Source organism: Tenacibaculum sp. SSH1-16, from assembly GCF_040104435.1.
GTDB lineage: Bacteria > Bacteroidota > Bacteroidia > Flavobacteriales > Flavobacteriaceae > Polaribacter > Polaribacter mesophilus.
In genome coordinates this window covers 119,489-138,501 of sequence record NZ_JBECOV010000001.1, presented here as the reverse complement: position 1 = coordinate 138,501, position 19,013 = coordinate 119,489, and the positions used below count along the sequence as shown (strand labels likewise).

Genomic DNA, 19,013 nt, shown 5'->3' with positions numbered 1-19,013 from the left:
TATTTAATGAGTTTCGATTTAAAGATACTTAAAATTCTCGCTTGGTTTTGTATTTTTGACGCTTACATTACAGATAACAACACTATGAAAATTCACTTTATAGCTATCGGAGGTAGCGCAATGCATAACCTAGCAATGGCATTACAACAAAAAGGATACCAAATAACAGGAAGTGATGATACAATTCATGACCCGTCAAAAACTCGTTTAGCAAATAAAGGTTTATTACCGAATGAGTTTGGTTGGTTTCCAGAAAAAATAACCGCTGATTTAGATGCTGTAATTTTAGGAATGCATGCAAAAAAAGATAACCCAGAGTTATTAAAAGCGCAAGAACTTGGAGTGAAAATTTATTCATATCCAGAATTCTTATATGAGCAGTCTAAAGATAAAACTCGTGTGGTTATAGGTGGTTCTCATGGAAAAACAACGATTACTTCTATGATTTTACATGTGTTGAATTATCATGATAGGGAAGTAGATTACATGGTAGGGGCTCAGTTAGATGGTTTTGATACAATGGTACATTTAACCAAAGAAAATGAGTTTATTGTTCTGGAAGGTGATGAGTATTTAAGTTCTCCTATAGATATGCGCCCGAAGTTTCATTTGTACAAACCGAATATTGCATTGTTAAGTGGAATTGCTTGGGATCATATCAATGTGTTCCCAACGTTTGAAAACTATGTTGAACAGTTTTCAATTTTTACAGATTCTTTAACGAATGGTGGAATTATGGTGTATAATGAGGAAGATGCGATTTTAAAAGAAGTTGTAGAAAGTTCTAGTCACCCGATAAAAAAATATCCTTATAAAACCCCACATTATTTTATTGATAATGGAATTACTTATTTGGAAACTGAAGAAGGAGATTTGCCGTTAGAAATTTTTGGAGAACATAACTTACAAAATTTGGCAGGAGCAAAGTGGATTTGTCAACACATGGGAATTGATGAAGATGAGTTTTATGAAGCGATAGCAAGCTTTAAAGGTGCAAGTAAACGTTTGGAAAAGGTTGCTGAAAATTCTTCAACAGTTGTGTTTAAAGATTTTGCACATTCACCATCTAAAGTAGCGGCTACGACAGCAGCGGTTAAAGATCAATACTCAAATAGAACTTTGTTAGCATGTTTAGAGTTGCATACTTATTCGAGCTTAAATGCTGAGTTTTTATCGGAGTATAAAGGAGCTTTAGATAAAGCAGACAAAGCAGTAGTATTTTATTCTCCCCATGCTGTAAAAATTAAACAGTTAGAAGAAGTTTCTGAAGAACAAATAGCTAAAGCGTTTGAACGAGATGATTTGATTATATATACGAATCCACAAGAGTTTAAAGACTTCTTATTTAGTAAAAATCTTGAAAATACTGCTTTGTTACTAATGAGTTCTGGTAATTATGGCGGTTTAGACTTTGATGAGGTTAAAGGTCTGGTGTAAAACCTAATTTCCTTTTTAACCAGCTAATATCAGTTATTTTAGAAAAGAAAAACTTAAAGTATGATTTTTTAAATAAGGCTTTACATAAAATATGAATTCTTATTGATGTTTTTAAGTAGTGTTTTAATACTACTTTCTTTATTTTGTTATATCGATTTAGAGACAAACTCTGTAAACAACTAGATATATATTGTTGACTTTTTTTATCAGATGTATATTGAAGGTTTTTAGGCTCTGACAAAAGTTTGCAGTATAAGTCTAAACCAGCATTTAATTCTTTAGATAGCTTATTATCATATATTTTGGTTTGTACTTTTAACTTATTACCTAGTAAAAAAACGTCATAGGCACCTCGAAGATTAATGTTCTTTAAAAAGTAATTGTAGTCATTTACTAGTTTAGAAAAAACGGTTAATTTGATTTGGTTTTTGAGAGACAGTACAGTGACATCATTTACACTCAATAGAGAATCTTTGATACTATTATAATTAAAAAATGTAGTCTTGTCTTTTCGTAATATATCTTTATGAATTTCTACAGCTGCAATCTTATTTGGATGTGTAATTCTAGGTAGATGTCTATGATCCTCAAAAAGCTCAGAAATTTTATTGGTATACCCGTTAGTTTGTAGAAGCTTATAGGTCGTTTGGATATGTTTTTTCTCTACCAAAAAATCAATATCTCCCACCATACGTTCAGCTATATCTTCATATAACCCTTCAAGTAAATTACCAGTTCCTTTTAAAAAAATAGGAGTGATATTATTTGAGAGCAAAAGCTCGTTGATTTCTTTAGCTTCAGCTATAATATGTTCATTTCGTTTTCTGTTTAGACCAGTAATGTGTTGCATGTACTCTACTAAATCAGTTGGTAAATAGTGTAAGAAGTCAGCTCGTTTTAAATTACAATATAAAGCAGGAAACACATATTGAGCTGTACTTACTTTAACTATAGTGTTCCAATCAACCGTATTGTTTTTTATTTTTTCTTCAACCAGTTTACAATTGTCTCTTTCATGAGTGATTGTTAAACATTTTGCAACAAATAAAAGGGTTTCTTTATAATTCATCAGCAAAGATATTTTTGACAGTAGTAATCATTTTTTGATTATCAGAATAGGTTAATTGATAGCATGGTAGCTTTTCAAACCAATCCAAGAAAAGCTCTGCATTTTGAGATATTGGGGACAACCAAGAATCAGGAACTAACTGTTCAAAGGCTGTAATATTTGAAATTTTATCAATGATTAAACCACTGTTTTTTTGATACTTAATAAAAATTAAAGCTTTGCAAGGTAACTTTAAAGAGTAATCATGATTATTTGTAGGCAGATAACGAACAATTTTATTTAGTCTTTTAAAATGATATTCGGCAGATGTTTTTAGCTCAGGATATATTGGAAGTAAGGTTTCTAGACTATTCTTCTTGATAGATATAGCAGAAGGAAAACTGTGTACATTTAAAGAGTTGTCAACAGGTACAAAATCATCGGCTAAACAAGTAAAACCATTGGCTTGTAATAATGCTAAAGATGTACTTTTTCCATTTCCAGAGTCTCCTAAAAATAAAATAGAATTATTGTTATTGCTAATTGCTGAAGCATGAAAAACACCTATCCATTCATCTTCATTTTTTTTATGGACTTTTTGTACTAATTCCATAGAAAATTTGCCCTGGAAATAATGTACTTCTCTCAAGCTCCAAGTATCAATAACAATATCATCTACGGAAAGAGAAATGCTATTGTTATTACTAAAGATTTCAAATTTATGATTGATATTTTTAGTTTCTTCAGTTTCTAAATGAGCAAACTTAGGATGAATTAGAGAAGTTTCTATGTCAGAAGCATATTTCACTTCTAAAATTATATCCTTTATTTTATAATATTTTATTGAAGTAAAATATGTTGGTTTAACTACAGGTTGAGTTTTACTTTTATTGTTAGTTTCTTTTGAAGAGATAAGTAAAGTCTCAATATCTATAACTAAACTGAACGCTTCTTTATAAGTAATATCAACTTGCTTAGTAATCTGAGTAGTTATCTTTTGCTTATCAACGTTTTGATCTAAAAGAGAGAGTATTTCAGCCACAAGAGGATCTACAACAAGATATTCATTGTTATCTTGAAACCAAACAATACTTTTATTATCTATGTTTCGTTTAATTATTTTATTTATCATGATTGACTAAAGATAAAAAACCTCGATAATTTTATCGAGGTTTTTTGGATGAAGTTTTTAAGATTAAAATCCACTACCAGGATCTTCTGGAGCGCTTTGTGCTTGTGCTTTTTGAGGATTTAAAATCATGTAAGTTCCTAAAGCCGTTAAAGCAGCATATTTACTATAACCGCCAATTTTTTTTAGAGCTTCTTTGCGAGTGATATTTTTAGAATCTGTATCAGTCTTTTTTATGTTTTTCTTCATAATTACTTGATTTTATAGCTAGCTTATTTTAAGATTATTTTTTTAGTGATCTCTCCTAATTCAGAATTTAACTTTACAATATATACACCACTAGATACCTCAGGAAGGCTTACTTTACTTACTCCGTTAGAGTTTATGTTTTGATTTAAAATTTCTTTCCCTAAGATTGAGTAAACAACTATATTGGCTTTAGTTTGCAATCCTACAATGGTAACTTCATTATTAGAAGAACTATATATACTAATATTATCTAATGAAGGGGTAACAGAAGGTGTTTCAAGTTTTTTAGAGCTAGTATGCAAATAGAATTGACCAATACCGTTTGTATCATTCGTAAGAGTTATAGTATAATTATCTTCAGATAAATTGGTAAAAACTCTATTTGTTCTATCTTCTAAGTATACTTTAAGATTAGCTGGTAGATTTTTAGAAATAGTTGAAAAAGTTATTTTTTCACCTGCTTTTCCTTTAATACCTACAGGAACAATCATATTTTCATGATTAGTGTTTGGTAATGTTTGAATAGCTAATTGTTTTCCTTGGTTATTAGTAATTAGCTCAGTAAAAACAGCTAAGTTAGAAGTATCTTCCCCAAACATTTTTGAGTCATAGCTTCTATCATATCCTGTAGTCTTTCCTGAAACATAAAAGATATCTGTAGATCTTTTAACATCGTTATTGTCAATAGATAATTCAATTGAAGGAATAGGTTCCTGTCTCATGAATGTATCTGAATTTTGATGACTTTGGTTGGCTGAACTAAAGATAACATTATTGTTTACCGCAGCTTCTACAAAGAAAGCTTGCCCTGGAGCAATTTCAATTGGATTGATAGCGTTTTTGGTTATGTATTGAGTTCCATTCCACAACCAAATAGTTTCGCTGGTAAGTACAGCAGAATTAGCAGCTGTAAAACTAGCAGAATTAATGTATGATGTATACGGATTTCCTACAAGGTTGTAATTAGTTCTACTACCTGTAGAAATAGCTTTAGTAATATTAGAAGTATTAGCTGTTCCACTGATTGAAACTTCTCCAGGAGTAGCTAATTTAATAGAAACACCTATTCCATTAGTAATGGTTCCTGTATTACCACTTTGAACATATAACCATGCAGGGCCAGTAATATTGCTATAAGGAGCAAGTCCTAAATTACCACCAGTACCAGAAGCCAAGGTATGATTAGCAATAATATCTTCTAAAGTTTCACCAGCAACAGGGGGTGATACTAAATACCAGTTTGTAGTTGGTAAATTTCTTTTATAAGTAACGGTACCAGTAACAGTACTTTGAGGTATAAAAGAAGCCCCATTACTAATTGTTAGAGAATTAAAAGTAATAGCAGATGAAGCTGTTGGATAATTTGTTAATCCAGATGGAATAATAATATCAGAATTTGTTGATGGAACACTATTAGAATCCCAGTTTGAAGCTGTATTCCAATCATTATCACTAGCTCCTGTCCAAGTAATAGTTTGTACTCCTACAAGAACACCAGCTGTATTTCCAACACTATTTAAAGTTAAGTTAGCGTCATTAGTGGCGGCGTCTTTTAAAGTACCACCGTTAGCAGTTAAAGTAGAAATCGTTATACCGTCAGTGTCTAAATCACCTGATTGTACTGTGTATCTAAAGACTATAGCACTTGTTCCACTACCACTGATGTAAGTTGCTTGACGTATAGTAGCCCCAATAGTAATAGCGACTTGAGGAACTCCTCCAGTAGTACTGATTGTAATATTTTCATTAAAATTAACAGTAAAATCCAGATTATTACCTGCTATATAAGTAGCATTTGAAGGCACATTAACACTTGTTACAATAGGAGCAATTGTATCTACTAATATAGCGGTTGTACTTCCAACACTATTTAAAGTTAAGTTAGCGTCATTAGTAGCGGTGTCTTTTAAAGTGCCACCGTTAGCAGTTAAAGAAGAAACCGTTATACCGTCAGTGTCTAAATCACCTGACTGTACAGTATATCTAAAGACTATAGCACTTGTTCCACTACCACTGATGTAAGTTGCTTGACGAGTAGTTGCTCCTACTGTAATACTTAATTGAGGAGTTCCTCCAGTAGTACTGATTATAATATTTTCATTAAAGTTAACGGTAAAATCTAGATTATTACCTGTAACATAAGTAGCGTTTGAAGGCACATTAACACTTGTTATAATGGGAGCAACTGTGTCCACTAATACAGCGGTTGTGTTTCCAACACTATTTAAAATTAGATTAGCATCATTAGTAGCGACGTCTTTTAAAGTACCACCATTTATAGCTAATGTACCAATAGCAATACCATCAGAATCTAAATCACCTGATTGTATAGTATATCTAAACAGTAAAGCACTTGTTCCGCTTCCACTTATGTAGGTTGCTTGACGAGTAGTTGCTCCTACTGTAATACTTAATTGAGGAGTTCCTCCAGTAGTGTTTACGATTACGTTTTCATTGAAGTTAATAGTAAAATCTAAGTTTTGACCTGATATGTAAGTGGCGTTTGCAGGTACATTAACATTTGTTACAGTAGGGGCGACTGCATCTACTAATACACCAGTAGTTGCCCCCACATTATTTAATGTTAGATTAGCATCTTTTCCTCCAGAATCTTTTAAAGTACTGCCATTAGCAGCTAAAGAGCCAACAGCAATACCATCAGTATCAAGATCCCCTGAAAGAACCGTATGTCTAAAAACCAAAGCACTTGTTCCACTACCGCTAATGTAGGTTGCTTGGCGTATGGTAGCTCCAATGGTAATAGCTATTTGCGGTATTCCTCCTGTAGTATTTACAGTTACATCCTCGTCAAAGTTTACGGTAAAATCTAAATTTTGTCCTGTTACGTAAGTAGCATTGGCAGGTACACTCACACTAGAAACAGCAGGTGCAACTGCATTTGAAATTACTGTTGTTGTATTATCTGTATCATCAGTAGTACCATCATTTATTACAACTGTAAAAGTAGTTGTTTCTGAAGTAGCTGTTCTGTTATCAGTTGGATTAAAAGATAAAGCTCTTAGTTTTGTTTGTAAATCAGCAGGTGTAGTACTAGCTATAGTATAAGGTCCAGTACCAGAAAGTCCCGTACCTGTTAATGTTCCTTTTGCATTATTATCTAATGTAATGGTAGCAGATAAGTTATCTCCATCTGCATCTGTAGTTGTGATACTTGAAAAAGGAGAAAGAGTACTATTATCATTTACACTTTGACCAGCGGTTGTTCCTCCAATTACAGGTGCTGTATTGGAAAAAGCAGATGTAACTACCATACCATCTATTGAAAATCCCCCAAAAATAGGAGTAGCAGGTGTTATAACTATTTCGTCAATATCTGAAAAAGAACCTGTAGTAGGTGAAGCTAAGTTTATATTTATAGCAGAGTTATGAGCAGGGTCTACTAAGACAAGTGTACCAACTGTTGCACCATCTTTTTTACCAATGAATGTGAAATCAAGTGTGCTACCACCTATAGCTTGTTGGTAAGCAAATTGCATTGATGTAATACCTATTTCCCCACCACTATCTGTTGATAGTGTTCCAGAACTAACAGAAAAAGTACCGTTTCCTGCCCAAGCTAATACAGCATCCGAGGCTCCACCAATTGCATCAGTACCTACTCCGTTCCCATTTGTGGCAAAGGCAAGAACAATGTTGCCACTAGATGTACTAGAGATATCAAAGCTATTTAATAGAGAATTAACTGATTGATCAGCACTAGGATTTGTACCAGTTGCTAAAACCACAGTTGATGAACCAAATTCCATAGTACTAGGGGTCTGAGCGTTCAATTGCTTATTAGAAAAAATAAGCACAAAATAAACAAGTATATTCAATAAGAATTTAAAGTAACGATGTTTCATTTTTATTTAGTATATGATTGGTTAAATAATTTTACAGATAAAACTCTAATGATTTTCACTAGAGTTTTATTTTATCAAATGAATTATAACAAATAAGTTAATTTCTAGAAGGAAAAACACCTACCAAAGCAATAATATAATTAACAGCTAAGTAAGGTTGTACATTAGTATGTGGTAGGTTTCCACCTGTATTAAGTATATTCAAACCAGCATTAGCACTAATAGTTTGTCCATTAACAGTATTGTTAGCAGGTCCATAAGCATTTACAGGTGTGGCACTAATACCAGATCCAAAACTTGCTCCAGCAGGAACATCTCCTGCCTGAGGAGTACTACGAATACCAGCATCAGCACTTAATTGAATATGTTGGTCAGCAGCTGTATTGTTTTGAGTTGCGTGATTATGACTTGGCATTTGAGTAATGTTTAAGGTAACCGTTTCTACCCCTCCTCTTTGACCCAATCTATAATCACTTAAGCCAGGGCCATTTCTAGGGCCTATTGGAGCTCTACCTCTTAAATCGGGTAAAGCAAAAGTTGTTCTTCCGTCTCCTCCGTACGTGGTTCCTAAAATTGAAAATAAAGCAGAGTTTTGTGAAATTGCCAGTAATTGTCCATCGCAAAATGCCCAACCTCTTGGAGCAAAGTTTCCTCCGAACATCGTAATTTGACCTAAAAATGGTTCCATAAATAAAAAGTTTAGTAGTTAATGTTAAGAACAACAATTTAGTAAAAAAAACAATATGCTTTGTGTAACTGTTTAATTATTTGTTAGTTATAGTTTTTTGTTACAAGTGTGTAAAATTGCTAAATGTTGAATATTTGTTTTCTACAAACCAAATATAAAAACAAACCGCACTAAACTTTAATTCTATTGTTTAAGCGTATTCGATTAATATGCAAACGTGTACTTTTAAGGTATATACGTATAAGTAGAGATGTTTTTTATAGGTAAGTTTATTACTTAAGTTAGTTTTTTCTCCAGAAAAAAGGAGTTAATAAAATTAACACAGTAAATAGCTCTAGACGACCAATTAACATTAGAAAAGAGCAAAACCATTTAGCACCTGCTGATAAATGGTTAAAATTGTCTACAGGACTAACACTTCCAATAGCAGGTCCGATATTACCCAATGAAGAAGCGCATGCTCCTAAAGCAGACTTTATATCTAAACCTAAAAGGGCTAGAACAACAGTACCAATTATAAAAATTAGCATGTAGAGTACAAAAAATGAAAGTATGTTGAATATAATTGTTTGATTAACTGCTTTTCCGTCATAACGAACAGGTATTATGGCATTTGGGTGTAATGATTTTTTAAATTCAAGAAAGCTATTCTTCAACATGATAATGTGACGAACAATTTTCACTCCTCCAGATGTAGACCCTGCAGAACCTCCTAAAAAAAATAAAGAGAAAAATATTGCGGTAACAAAAAAGCTCCACATTGTAAAATCGGCAGTAACAAAACCAGTTGTGGTCACTACAGATATAACAGAGAATAAAGAATGTCTTATTGCACTTTCTACTTCACCCCATACTTTAGGATGTTCTATAGTAGTTTGTAGATTGGGATCTTGAAAAAAGATAATCATTAAAGCTACAATGGTAGCTATTCCAAGAATACCAAAAAGGTAGTATTTGAATTCTTCACTTTGTATAACTTTTCTAACTTTTCCTTTTAATGCAAAATAGGTGAGTACAAAATTAGTACCAGCAATAAACATGAAAAAGATGATAATGTACTGAATTAATGGAGCATTATTCCAATGAGCTACACTAGCATTTTTAGTAGAGAATCCACCCGTGCTTACGGTCGCCATAGCATGATTAATAGCATCAAACCAAGTCATTCCAGCTACTTTTAGTAGTAAAAATTCAATAGCAGTTAACAATACATAAATTAACCATAAGCGTTTTGCTGTATCAGTAATTCTTGGGTGTAGTTTATCAGCAGAAGGACCTGGGGCTTCAGCCATAAAAAGTTGCATACCTCCGATACCTAATAAAGGTAAAATAGCAATGGTAAGTACAATAATTCCCATGCCTCCAATCCAGTGTGTACAACTTCGCCAAAATAAAATACCCTTAGGCATAGATTCTATATCGGTTAAAATAGAGGAACCTGTGGTTGAGTAACCAGAAATTGTTTCAAAAAAAGCATTAGTTACGTTCGGTATACTTTCTGTGAGTAGATAGGGAAGCATTCCTGTGAACGATAAGGTAAGCCATCCTAAAGTAACAATAAGGTATCCCTCTTTTTTATGAATGTTTTTATTATCGGGTTTATTGAAAAAAAACAATAAAGAACCAATTGCTATCGTAATAATTCCGGCATTTAGAATTCCTAATTTAGCGGATTCGTTGTAATAAAAACTTATGGGTAAGGCAAGCCACATAAATAACCCATTCAGGATAGCTGTAACTCCTAAAAAACGATAGACTAATTTAAGATTAAGGTTTTCCATTACTTAAATAGGTCTTCTACGATATTTATAGCTTCAGGTAAGCAGAAAACAATGGCTCTATCACCGCTTTGCATTTGAAAATCACCAAAAGACATTAATGCTTCTCCATTTCTAATTACACCTCCAATAATGGCTTCTCTAGGAAAGCGTAATTCTCTAATGATTTTTTGAGTTACTTTAGCACCTGGATGTACTTCAAATTCAAAAACTTCAGCATCAACATTATGCAGATTAGCTAAGGCTACAATTTCCCCTTTTCTAATATGACGGAAAATATTACTTGCAGCAATTAATTTTTTATTAATTAACGTATCAATACCAATAGTTTGAGAAATGTTAATATAATCCATATTCTCTACTAAAGCTACTGTCTTTTTTACACCTTTGGATTTAGCTACTAAACAGGACATGATGTTGGTCTCAGAGTCTCCAGTAACAGCCACAAAAGCATCCATTTCTCTAATACTTTCTTCTTCTAATAATTCTAAATCTCTACCATCACCGTAAATAACTAATGTATTACGTAAATCTTCTGCAAGTTGTAAGGCTTTGTCTTTATCTTTTTCAATTAGCTTTACTTTAAAGTTATCTTTGCAGAGTTTTCTCGCTGTTTTTCTTCCTACACGGCTTCCTCCCAAGATCATTACATTTTTAATATCTATATATTCTTTTCCTATGATAGGGTATAGTTTATCAATACTATATTTTGGCACAGAAAAATATACTTGGTCGTTTATTTTATACTCAGTATCTCCACGAGGAATAATTGTTTGAGAAGTCCCTTCACGTTTTATAGCTATAGTAATGAAGTCTACCAAACAAAATTTCTCTTTAGTTTCTTTAACAGTAAGGTCTAAAATAGGAGATTTATACCCAAGTGTTGTTCCCATGATATTGAAAACTCCATTTTCAAAAGCAACAGTATCATTAAATGAAGACTGATTTAGTAGAGACTTAATTTCTTCCGCAGCTAATTCTTCTGGAGAGATCATAAAATCTACACCATAATCTTTAAAATTAATACAAGGGTTATTTAAAAATTCAGGATTACTAATTCTAGCAATTGTTTTTTTAACACCTAATGCTTTACCTATTACAGAAATCGTAAAGTTTGTATTAGGACTTTCAGTAACTGCTAATAATAAATCGGCAGAGCTTACACCTATTTCTTTCAATAACTTTATAGAGGTAGCGTCTCCTTTTTTGGTGATAACATCTAAATGATTGTTTAGATATTCTAATTTTTCACCATCAAAATCGACTACATATGTGTCTTGTGCTTCGTAAGAAAGGAGTTTAGCCAAATGAAAACCAACGTCTCCAGCCCCGGCTATAATAATCTTCATATTAAAAATTAAAAAAGATAGAATGCAAAGATACTGTGCTTCTTTTGGTTGTGCAAAAAATGAATTATATTTATAAATTTAAAAGAAAAAACAATTAAAGTTTTGTAATTAAACGACTACGTTTATTTACGTATTTATAAGACTGTGAAAAGAAAAAAAAATAATATGAATAAGATTTCTATTAAATCGTGGGCATTAGATGATAGACCAAGAGAAAAGTTAATGTCTAAAGGAAAAACAGTATTGTCAGATGCCGAATTAGTAGCTATTTTGATTGGCTCTGGAAATAGAGATGAAAGTGCAGTTGCTTTAGCAAAAAGAATATTATTATCAGTAAACAACGACTTAAATGCTTTAGCAAAATTATCTATAGAGGAGTTAATGAAATTTAAAGGAATAGGGGAGGCAAAAGCAATATCTGTGGTAACTGCTTTAGAGTTTGGTAAAAGAAGACAGTTTGTAGGAAGAGCAAGTGTGCCTAAAATAAAAAGTTCTATTGATGTAGCAAAAATTATGCAACCACTTATAGGTGATTTACAATACGAAGAATTTTGGGTATTATATCTTAATAACTCAAATAAAGTATTAGCAAAACACCAATTAAGTAAAGGAGGGTTTACCGCTACTTTGGTAGATGTAAGATTGTTGTATAAGAGAGCCTTAGAGCTTTCTGCAATTGGAGTAATTGTTTGTCATAACCACCCTTCAGAAAAATTATCACCAAGTAAATCAGATATTGATATCACTAAAAAAATAAAGCAAGCAGGTGTTACCTTAGATATTAAATTACTAGATCACTTAATAGTTACTGAAAAAGCTTATTTTAGCTTTGCAGATGAAGGAATTTTATAGTCGTTTTACGATTCTAGTTACTATTTATGATACTTATTTATACCCATAAAGTTACTCCTAGAGTACGTTATATTTTTAAACATATATTTACTCGTATTTTACAAGTTCAGATTGATTTTACAGGTAAAGTAGAGGAATTTGTAGCTTATAATGGACCTAAGTTTTCATATACAAATGTTCCTTTAGGAAAAGAGTTTTTTGTTGAAAGTAATGAGTTGTTGTTTCAACAAGGTGTAAAGGATGTAGAAATAATTATTCAAAAATGGGATGAAGCTCCTTGTTTTTTTTCAACGGCTGAAACTTCTGAGATCCCATTTGATATTTTTGCTGCTAGTTTTTATTTAATATCAAGATATGAAGAATATTTACCGCATATTAAAGACGAGCATGGCCGTTTTTCGGTAAAAGAAAGTATAGCATATCAAAATGGGTTTTTAGAAAAGCCACTTGTTGATATATGGGCATATAAGTTTCTCGATACTTTAAAGCAAAAATTTCCTGATTTTAAACATACTACAAGAAAATATAAGTATATATCTACAATAGATGTGGATAATGCTTATGCATATAAGTATAAAAGTTTTATTAGGATATTGGGAGGTTTTTTAAAAGACATTTCTCAGTTTAAGATTTTTACAGTTTGGGATAGATTTGCTGTCTTTTTTAATATTAAAAAAGACCCATTTGATACCTTTAAAGAAATAATAGATGTAAAGAAAACATATAACATAAGAACTATATTTTTCTTTTTAATAGGTGATTATACTACATTCGATACTAATGTTTCTGCTTCTAAAAGAAAATTTAAATTGTTAATAAAAGATATGGTTGATTACGCTCGTGTAGGCTTACATCCTTCTTATTACACCGTTAATAATGCGGCTATGTTAAAAAAGGAAAAAGAGCGTTTAGAAAACATAACTAATATGCCTATTAAGCGTTCAAGACAACACTATTTAAGAGTGTCTTTACCAGAAACATATCAACAGTTAATAGATTTAGAGATAGATGAAGACTATTCAATGGGATATACAACACATGTTGGTTTTCGAGCAACTACATGTACACCTTTTCACTTTTACGATTTAGATTTTGAAATTCAAACACCATTAAAAATATTCCCATTTGCTTTGATGGATACAACGTTAAACGATTACATGAAGTTAACACCAAAACAGTCATTAGGAAAAATTAGAGATTTAAAAAATGAAGTAAAGGCGGTAAATGGTACTTTTATAACAGTATTTCATAATGAAAGTTTAAGTAATTATTTAAGATGGAGAGGCTGGAATAGATTATACAATTCAATGATAAAAATAGTAAGAAATACATAGATAATATGGATATAAAACATTTGTTTTTTGATTTAGATCATACATTATGGGACTTTGATAAAAACTCTAAACTAACCTTTAATCAAATTTTTAAAGAACAAAATATAACTATTCCAGTAGGTGATTTTTTAAAAGTTTATATGCCTTTGAACTTTAAGTTTTGGAAACTATACAGAGAAGATAAAATAGAAAAATCAGCTTTAAGGTATTATCGATTAAAAGAAACATTTGATAGTTTAAATTATGAAGTTTCTGATGATTTAATAAACCAAATATCTAAAGATTACATAGAATATTTACCAAACTTTAACTACCTATTTGATAATACTAAAGAGGTACTAGAGTACTTAGAAAAGAAGTATGATTTACACATCATTACTAATGGTTTTGAAGAGGTGCAGAAATTAAAACTAAAAAAGTCAGGAATTAGTAATTTTTTTAAACAAGTAATCACATCTGAATGTGTTGGAGCTAAAAAACCTAATTCAAAGGTTTTTAAGTTTGCATTGGAAAAAGCCGGAGCTAAAGCAAAAGAGTCTGTTATGATAGGTGACAATTATGAGGCTGATATTATTGGTGCTCTAAATTCAGAAATGAAAGTAATTCACTTTTCAGAAGAAATAAAAAGTAAAGATGTCCAACAAATAACTTCATTAATTGAATTAAAAAAATATTTATAAATGAATAATATTCTGAAAATAAATAAAAATAAGAAAGTAAAACACTTCTTTATATTATTTGTTTTAATAACACATATGTCATGTATAAAAGATATTGATTTTAGTCAAGCAGAAGATATAGAAATAACACCAGTTATTGTTGCATCATTAGTGTATGCCAATCTTGATCAAATTTCATTAGTTACACCAACAGGAATTGAAATAGCAAGAATAAGAGAGGTTTCAAGGTTAGAAGTTTTTAATAATGAAGGAGCTGAAGATTTAAATAAAATTGAACTTAATTTTGAAATAAATAATCCTTTTGATAGAAACTTTAAACTTAATTTTAATTTTCTCGACGAGAATAATGCAGTAACGTATAGAGTTACATCAATTAATATTCCCAAAAACACTCAGGCTTTTAACTTTCAAGAGGTTATTGATGTTTTGAGTAATTCAAGTATTTTAAATTCAACTAAAATTGAATTAATTCTTGAGCTATTACCAAGTTCAGACGGTACCGTGATTGATATCAACGAACCCAAAAAGTTTACTTTTAAATCAGCAGGAACCCTTTATTTTAAAATAAATTAATGAAACATTTATACATTTTATTGCTGTTGTTTATAATCGTAATACACGAAATAAACAGTCAAAATAAACAAGTTTTATATGGGTTCGATGAAATACCACAAACATTATTATTAAACCCAGGAGCAACCGTTAATTATAAATATCATGTAGGAATTCCCTTTTTATCAGGAGTGTCTTTTCAAGCCGGAGTAACAGGTGATGTTACAATAGCTGATGTTTTTAGAAATGACATGATTAATTTTAATGTTAAGTATAGGAATGCATTAAATAAATTATCAGTTAACGATTATATACAGTTAAACACACAAATAGAAATACTAAATGCAGGTTATAAACTTAATGATAAGTATTATATATCTGGAGGTTTTTATACAGAAGTAGACGCATTTATGGCGGTGCCAAAAAATATATTACAACTAATTAATGATGGCAATGCTTCCAACTTAAATAAAGATTTTTTGGCATCAGAAGTTTCGGTAAAATCTGAAGTATTAAGTGTTCTCCATGTTGGTATTTCAAAAAAAGTAGATGATAAGTTAACAGTAGGAGGGAGGTTAAAAATTTATTCGGGAATAGCTAATGTTACTTCTACTGAAAATAAAGGAAGTTTTGCAACAAAATTAGGTCAAGATAATATTTACACACACCATTTAAATAATATTGATGCCGCGGTTTATAGCTCTGGTATTTATAATGAAAATAATAATGTTGAAATTTCTACAAAAGATATCATTAGTAGATCACTTTTGGGAGGAAACTTGGGCTTAGGTATAGATTTTGGAATTACCTATAAGATTAATAAACAAACTGAATTAACAGCTAGTTTGTTAGATGTAGGTTTTGTGAATTATTCAAAAGGAAATAGAAATGCATCTGTAAAAGGAAGTTATAATTTTTCTGGTATTGAGTTTAAATACGATGGAACAAATCGTAATTATTGGGAAGACTTAAAGAACGACATAGAAAGCCAAATACCTAATGAAGAAGATAAAAATTCATATACAGTAATGCGCCCTATAAAGTTTAATAGTTCAGTTAAACATAGTTGGGGAAAATCAAGAAGAGAAGAAACTTGCTACGATATGACGTATAATAAATTTTATAACAATGCTATTGGTGGTCAGTTGTTTGCTGTTTTTAGACCTACAGGACCTAAATTCGCATTTACAAGTTTTTATGAAAGAATTTTAATAAAAGGAGTGAGGAGTAAAATAACCTATACAATTGATGATTTTTCATACACTAATTTTGGATTAGGATTATCAGTAAAAACAGGAAAGTTAAACATATACGGTGTAGTGGACAATTTGTTTAAAATTGCCGATATTGCTGATGCCAATACAACCTCTTTTCAACTAGGAGTTAATTTAATATTTAAATAAATGAAAAAAATAGTTTACGTTTTATTATTAATCACAGCAACAAGTTTTGCGCAAAAATCTATTAATACTTACAAGTATGTTATTGTACCAACAAAGTTTGACTTTTTAAAAGGTAAAGATAAATACCAAACAAGTTCATTAACAAAATTCTTATTCAATAAGTATGGCTTTACAGCACTATTAGAAGAAGAGAAGTTACCAGAAGAAGTTGTAAATAATAGGTGTTTAGCTTTAACAGGTACAGTAAGAGATGAATCAGGATTATTTACAACAAAGAGTATTGTAGAGTTAAAAGATTGTAATAACAAAGTGGTGTTTGCATCTAAAGAAGGAAGAAGTAAAGAGAAAGATTACAAAAAGGCCTATCATGAAGCTATTCGTAATGCTTTTAAATCAGTACAGGCATTAAAGTACAAGTATACACCATCAAAAGAAGTAACTACTGTAAAAGAAGAAGAAGTAGCTCCAGTGGTTTCAACTGTTGAGGTAGTAAAAAATAAAACAGTGCAGGCTAATGAAGAAAACACAACAAAGAATGTATTGTATGCACAATTAACAACTAACGGATTCCAGTTAGTAAACACAAAACCTGAAGTTGTTTTTCAAGTATTAAAAACGAATGTAAAAGACGTTTTTGTAATTAAAGATAAGAATGGAATTTTATATAAAAATGGAGGTTTTTGGTTTGCTGAGTATTATGTGGATGGAACTAAAACAATAAAACAATATCAAATAAAGTTCTAACGCATATTTTTCACTACTCTTTAAGAAATAATAATAAAGAGTAGTGAAAAAACACTTATAAATATCCATAAAAGAGAAGCAACAATAACAGGCTTAATACCACTTTCTTTTAAATCCTTACCAGTTAAATTCATTCCTACTAAAAATAAGGTTACTACGAGAAGTCTTTTAGATAATCCTACGATGTTTATCGAAAAACTTTCTGGAACAACTTGATAACTGTTGAGTAGCATAGCTACAATGAATCCAATTATAAAATAAGGGGTTTTAATTTTTCTATCACTAGACTTAAAAAGAAGCATAGCAAAAAAAGATAAAGGTATAATCCATAAAGTACGTGCAAGTTTCACAGTAGTTGCTATTTGCAAAGCTTCATCACCATACTCTAAAGCAGCCCCTACAACAGAACTGGTGTCGTGGATAGCTATGGCGCACCAAATTCCAAATTGTTGTTGAGTTAAACCAAAAAGATGTCCTAAAGGAGGAAATATAAATAAGGCAATAGCATTTAAAAAGAAAACAACTCCAATAGCGATACTTATAGTTTTATGATTAGCTTTAATTACAGGTGAAATAGCAGCGATAGCACTTCCGCCGCAAATAGAAGTCCCCGAAGTAATTAAAAAGCCTAACTTTTTCTCAATTGAGAAAAAATTAATAAGAAAGAGACCTAGAGTTACGGTTAAAATAATTGATAAAGTAGCTAAAATAAACCCTTCTTTGCTTGTTTGTATAGTTTCAGTTAAAGACATTCCAAAACCTAAACCAATAAGAGACGTTTTTAAAAGAATTTGAGTTGCTTTTTTGGTTTTTTCTGGAAAAGGATTACCAAAAATAGATGTCAAAATAAAGCCAAATACTAAAGCAAAAGGGCTAGAAATGTAGCCAGCCAAGGCTAGTGTTATAGAGAATATAAAAAAGATAATTAGATAGAATTGTTTCATTTTTTCTAAGAATTTGATGAAACAAAACTACGACTGAAATATAGCTAAAAAGGAAATTAAATAGTTATACAGAATAACTAAAAGTTATAGTTGGTTTTAATTAATTTATAAAGTAGGTCCATTTTTTTTGATTGATAGTTTGTCCTACAAACAAAATCAAACTCACGCTCAAAAGAAAGCCCTTTAATATCAACTATTTTTAATTTGTTTTGAATGAGTTTTTCCGTTACAGCATGGATAGATAAGAGAGCATAAGAGTTAGAGTAGTGTAAATACTGTTCAATAGCCTCTGTGTTATTTAATGTTATTACTCTGTTTAGTGTAGTAATGTTGTTTTTCTTTAAAGTTTCTTCAATTACCTCACGTGTACCCGAACCAATTTCACGACTTACATAAGGTATTTCACTTAGTTCTTTTTTTGATATAGAGCTTTTACTATTGCTATTGTTAGTGCTTGTAACCAGCACAATTTCATCTTTTATAAATTTTGAGTATCGTAATAATTGATTAGAAGATTTTCCTTCTACAATACCAAACTCTAATTCTTGATTTAAAATCTTATGTTCAATATCTTTTGTATTACCACTAATTATATTGAACTTTATATTATTAGAGTTTTGTTTTATTTTAGCGAGTACTTTTGGTATCACATACGTAGCAATTGTGGTGCTCAATCCTATATTAAATTCAAGAGAAATGCTCTTTTCATTTAAAAGAAAAGAATTCTTTAATTCTTCAAATAACTCAGTAATTTTATAAGCATAATCAAGAAAAATTTTTCCTTCATTTGTTAATGAAATAGAGTTTCGTGATCTATTAAAAAAAGTTGTATTGTATTCTTCTTCTAATTTTGAAATAGTTTTAGAAACGGCAGGTTGTGAAATATTCAACTCTTTAGAAGCAAGTGTAAAACTTGAATACTGAGCAACTTTGATAAAAGTTTTTAGTTTATAATTCATAACC

General features: G+C 30.8%; 16 protein-coding genes. 7 read left to right on the top strand and 9 right to left on the bottom strand.

Annotated features, from left to right (window positions below):
- The first annotated feature begins 84 nt into the window (after positions 1-84).
- Positions 85-1,437, top strand: a complete 1,353-nt coding sequence (locus ABMY20_RS00755; protein WP_349264560.1) for a Mur ligase family protein — start codon at positions 85-87, stop codon at positions 1,435-1,437.
- On the opposite strand, the gene ABMY20_RS00750 is transcribed toward ABMY20_RS00755, so the two are convergent.
- The 7 genes from ABMY20_RS00750 to trkA all read right to left on the bottom strand — a co-directional run bounded on the left by ABMY20_RS00750 (position 1,421) and on the right by trkA (position 11,541).
- On the bottom strand, positions 1,421-2,506 hold the full coding sequence (locus ABMY20_RS00750) for a nucleotidyltransferase family protein (RefSeq protein WP_349264371.1): 1,086 nt from the start codon (positions 2,504-2,506) through the stop codon (positions 1,421-1,423). The two genes, ABMY20_RS00755 and ABMY20_RS00750, sit on opposite strands and share 17 nt — an antisense overlap.
- Positions 2,496-3,617 carry a hypothetical protein gene (locus tag ABMY20_RS00745; protein WP_349264370.1) on the bottom strand — a complete coding sequence of 374 codons (1,122 nt, stop codon included), beginning with the start codon at positions 3,615-3,617 and terminating at the stop codon, positions 2,496-2,498. The genes ABMY20_RS00750 and ABMY20_RS00745 overlap by 11 nt, the downstream gene beginning before the upstream one ends.
- A 63-nt stretch (positions 3,618-3,680) precedes the next feature.
- Complete coding sequence (locus ABMY20_RS00740) at positions 3,681-3,863, bottom strand: hypothetical protein (protein WP_047789856.1); 183 nt, start codon at positions 3,861-3,863, stop codon at positions 3,681-3,683.
- 23 nt (positions 3,864-3,886) lie between these two features.
- Positions 3,887-7,726: a T9SS type A sorting domain-containing protein gene (locus tag ABMY20_RS00735; RefSeq protein WP_253679796.1), complete on the bottom strand. Its 3,840-nt coding sequence runs from the start codon at positions 7,724-7,726 to the stop codon at positions 3,887-3,889.
- A 97-nt stretch (positions 7,727-7,823) separates the two neighbouring features.
- Positions 7,824-8,414, bottom strand: a complete 591-nt coding sequence (locus ABMY20_RS00730; RefSeq protein WP_047789854.1) for a tail fiber protein — start codon at positions 8,412-8,414, stop codon at positions 7,824-7,826.
- Positions 8,415-8,695: 281 nt separating this feature from the next.
- Positions 8,696-10,195 carry a potassium transporter TrkG gene (locus ABMY20_RS00725; RefSeq protein ID WP_073181451.1) on the bottom strand — a complete coding sequence of 500 codons (1,500 nt, stop codon included), beginning with the start codon at positions 10,193-10,195 and terminating at the stop codon, positions 8,696-8,698.
- Entirely contained in the window at positions 10,195-11,541 is a 1,347-nt protein-coding gene (gene trkA, locus ABMY20_RS00720) for a Trk system potassium transporter TrkA (protein ID WP_047789852.1), read from the bottom strand. Before trkA ends, ABMY20_RS00725 begins: the two co-directional genes overlap by 1 nt.
- A gap of 165 nt (positions 11,542-11,706) precedes the next feature.
- Here trkA and radC point away from each other — a divergent pair, with 165 nt between their 5' ends.
- From radC to ABMY20_RS00690, 6 genes are read left to right on the top strand one after another with little or no spacing between them, the layout of a single operon-like run.
- On the top strand, positions 11,707-12,393 hold the full coding sequence (gene radC, locus ABMY20_RS00715) for a DNA repair protein RadC (protein WP_073181449.1): 687 nt from the start codon (positions 11,707-11,709) through the stop codon (positions 12,391-12,393).
- A gap of 26 nt (positions 12,394-12,419) precedes the next feature.
- Positions 12,420-13,727, top strand: a complete 1,308-nt coding sequence (locus ABMY20_RS00710; RefSeq protein ID WP_073181447.1) for a polysaccharide deacetylase family protein — start codon at positions 12,420-12,422, stop codon at positions 13,725-13,727.
- A 5-nt stretch (positions 13,728-13,732) separates the two neighbouring features.
- On the top strand, positions 13,733-14,407 hold the full coding sequence (locus ABMY20_RS00705; RefSeq protein ID WP_349264369.1) for a YjjG family noncanonical pyrimidine nucleotidase: 675 nt from the start codon (positions 13,733-13,735) through the stop codon (positions 14,405-14,407).
- Complete coding sequence (locus ABMY20_RS00700; protein WP_349264368.1) at positions 14,408-14,980, top strand: hypothetical protein; 573 nt, start codon at positions 14,408-14,410, stop codon at positions 14,978-14,980.
- Positions 14,980-16,362 (top strand): DUF5723 family protein, encoded by a 1,383-nt coding sequence (locus tag ABMY20_RS00695; protein ID WP_349264367.1) that lies wholly within the window; start codon positions 14,980-14,982, stop codon positions 16,360-16,362. The genes ABMY20_RS00700 and ABMY20_RS00695 overlap by 1 nt, the downstream gene beginning before the upstream one ends.
- Positions 16,363-17,106 (top strand): hypothetical protein, encoded by a 744-nt coding sequence (locus ABMY20_RS00690; RefSeq protein WP_349264366.1) that lies wholly within the window; start codon positions 16,363-16,365, stop codon positions 17,104-17,106.
- Positions 17,107-17,126: 20 nt separating this feature from the next.
- On the opposite strand, the gene ABMY20_RS00685 is transcribed toward ABMY20_RS00690, so the two are convergent.
- Entirely contained in the window at positions 17,127-18,050 is a 924-nt protein-coding gene (locus tag ABMY20_RS00685) for a putative sulfate exporter family transporter (protein ID WP_349264365.1), read from the bottom strand.
- 77 nt (positions 18,051-18,127) lie between these two features.
- Positions 18,128-19,009, bottom strand: coding sequence for a LysR family transcriptional regulator (locus ABMY20_RS00680; protein ID WP_349264364.1), 882 nt, complete (start codon positions 19,007-19,009; stop codon positions 18,128-18,130).
- Between the last annotated feature and the right edge of the window lie 4 nt (positions 19,010-19,013).

Bases quoted from the DNA above. Each gene is read 5' to 3' on its own strand.
- ABMY20_RS00705 (WP_349264369.1), top strand. From the start codon at position 13,733: ATGGATATAAAACATTTGTTTTTTGATTTAGATCATACATTATGGGAC.
- ABMY20_RS00695 (WP_349264367.1), top strand. From the start codon at position 14,980: ATGAAACATTTATACATTTTATTGCTGTTGTTTATAATCGTAATACAC.
- ABMY20_RS00750 (WP_349264371.1), bottom strand. From the start codon at position 2,506: ATGAATTATAAAGAAACCCTTTTATTTGTTGCAAAATGTTTAACAATC.
- ABMY20_RS00685 (WP_349264365.1), bottom strand. From the start codon at position 18,050: ATGAAACAATTCTATCTAATTATCTTTTTTATATTCTCTATAACACTA.
- ABMY20_RS00725 (WP_073181451.1), bottom strand. From the start codon at position 10,195: ATGGAAAACCTTAATCTTAAATTAGTCTATCGTTTTTTAGGAGTTACA.
- ABMY20_RS00745 (WP_349264370.1), bottom strand. From the start codon at position 3,617: ATGATAAATAAAATAATTAAACGAAACATAGATAATAAAAGTATTGTT.
- ABMY20_RS00690 (WP_349264366.1), top strand. From the start codon at position 16,363: ATGAAAAAAATAGTTTACGTTTTATTATTAATCACAGCAACAAGTTTT.
- radC (WP_073181449.1), top strand. From the start codon at position 11,707: ATGAATAAGATTTCTATTAAATCGTGGGCATTAGATGATAGACCAAGA.
- ABMY20_RS00755 (WP_349264560.1), top strand. From the start codon at position 85: ATGAAAATTCACTTTATAGCTATCGGAGGTAGCGCAATGCATAACCTA.
- ABMY20_RS00740 (WP_047789856.1), bottom strand. From the start codon at position 3,863: ATGAAGAAAAACATAAAAAAGACTGATACAGATTCTAAAAATATCACT.
- ABMY20_RS00700 (WP_349264368.1), top strand. From the start codon at position 14,408: ATGAATAATATTCTGAAAATAAATAAAAATAAGAAAGTAAAACACTTC.
- ABMY20_RS00735 (WP_253679796.1), bottom strand. From the start codon at position 7,726: ATGAAACATCGTTACTTTAAATTCTTATTGAATATACTTGTTTATTTT.
- ABMY20_RS00710 (WP_073181447.1), top strand. From the start codon at position 12,420: ATGATACTTATTTATACCCATAAAGTTACTCCTAGAGTACGTTATATT.
- ABMY20_RS00730 (WP_047789854.1), bottom strand. From the start codon at position 8,414: ATGGAACCATTTTTAGGTCAAATTACGATGTTCGGAGGAAACTTTGCT.
- ABMY20_RS00680 (WP_349264364.1), bottom strand. From the start codon at position 19,009: ATGAATTATAAACTAAAAACTTTTATCAAAGTTGCTCAGTATTCAAGT.
- trkA (WP_047789852.1), bottom strand. From the start codon at position 11,541: ATGAAGATTATTATAGCCGGGGCTGGAGACGTTGGTTTTCATTTGGCT.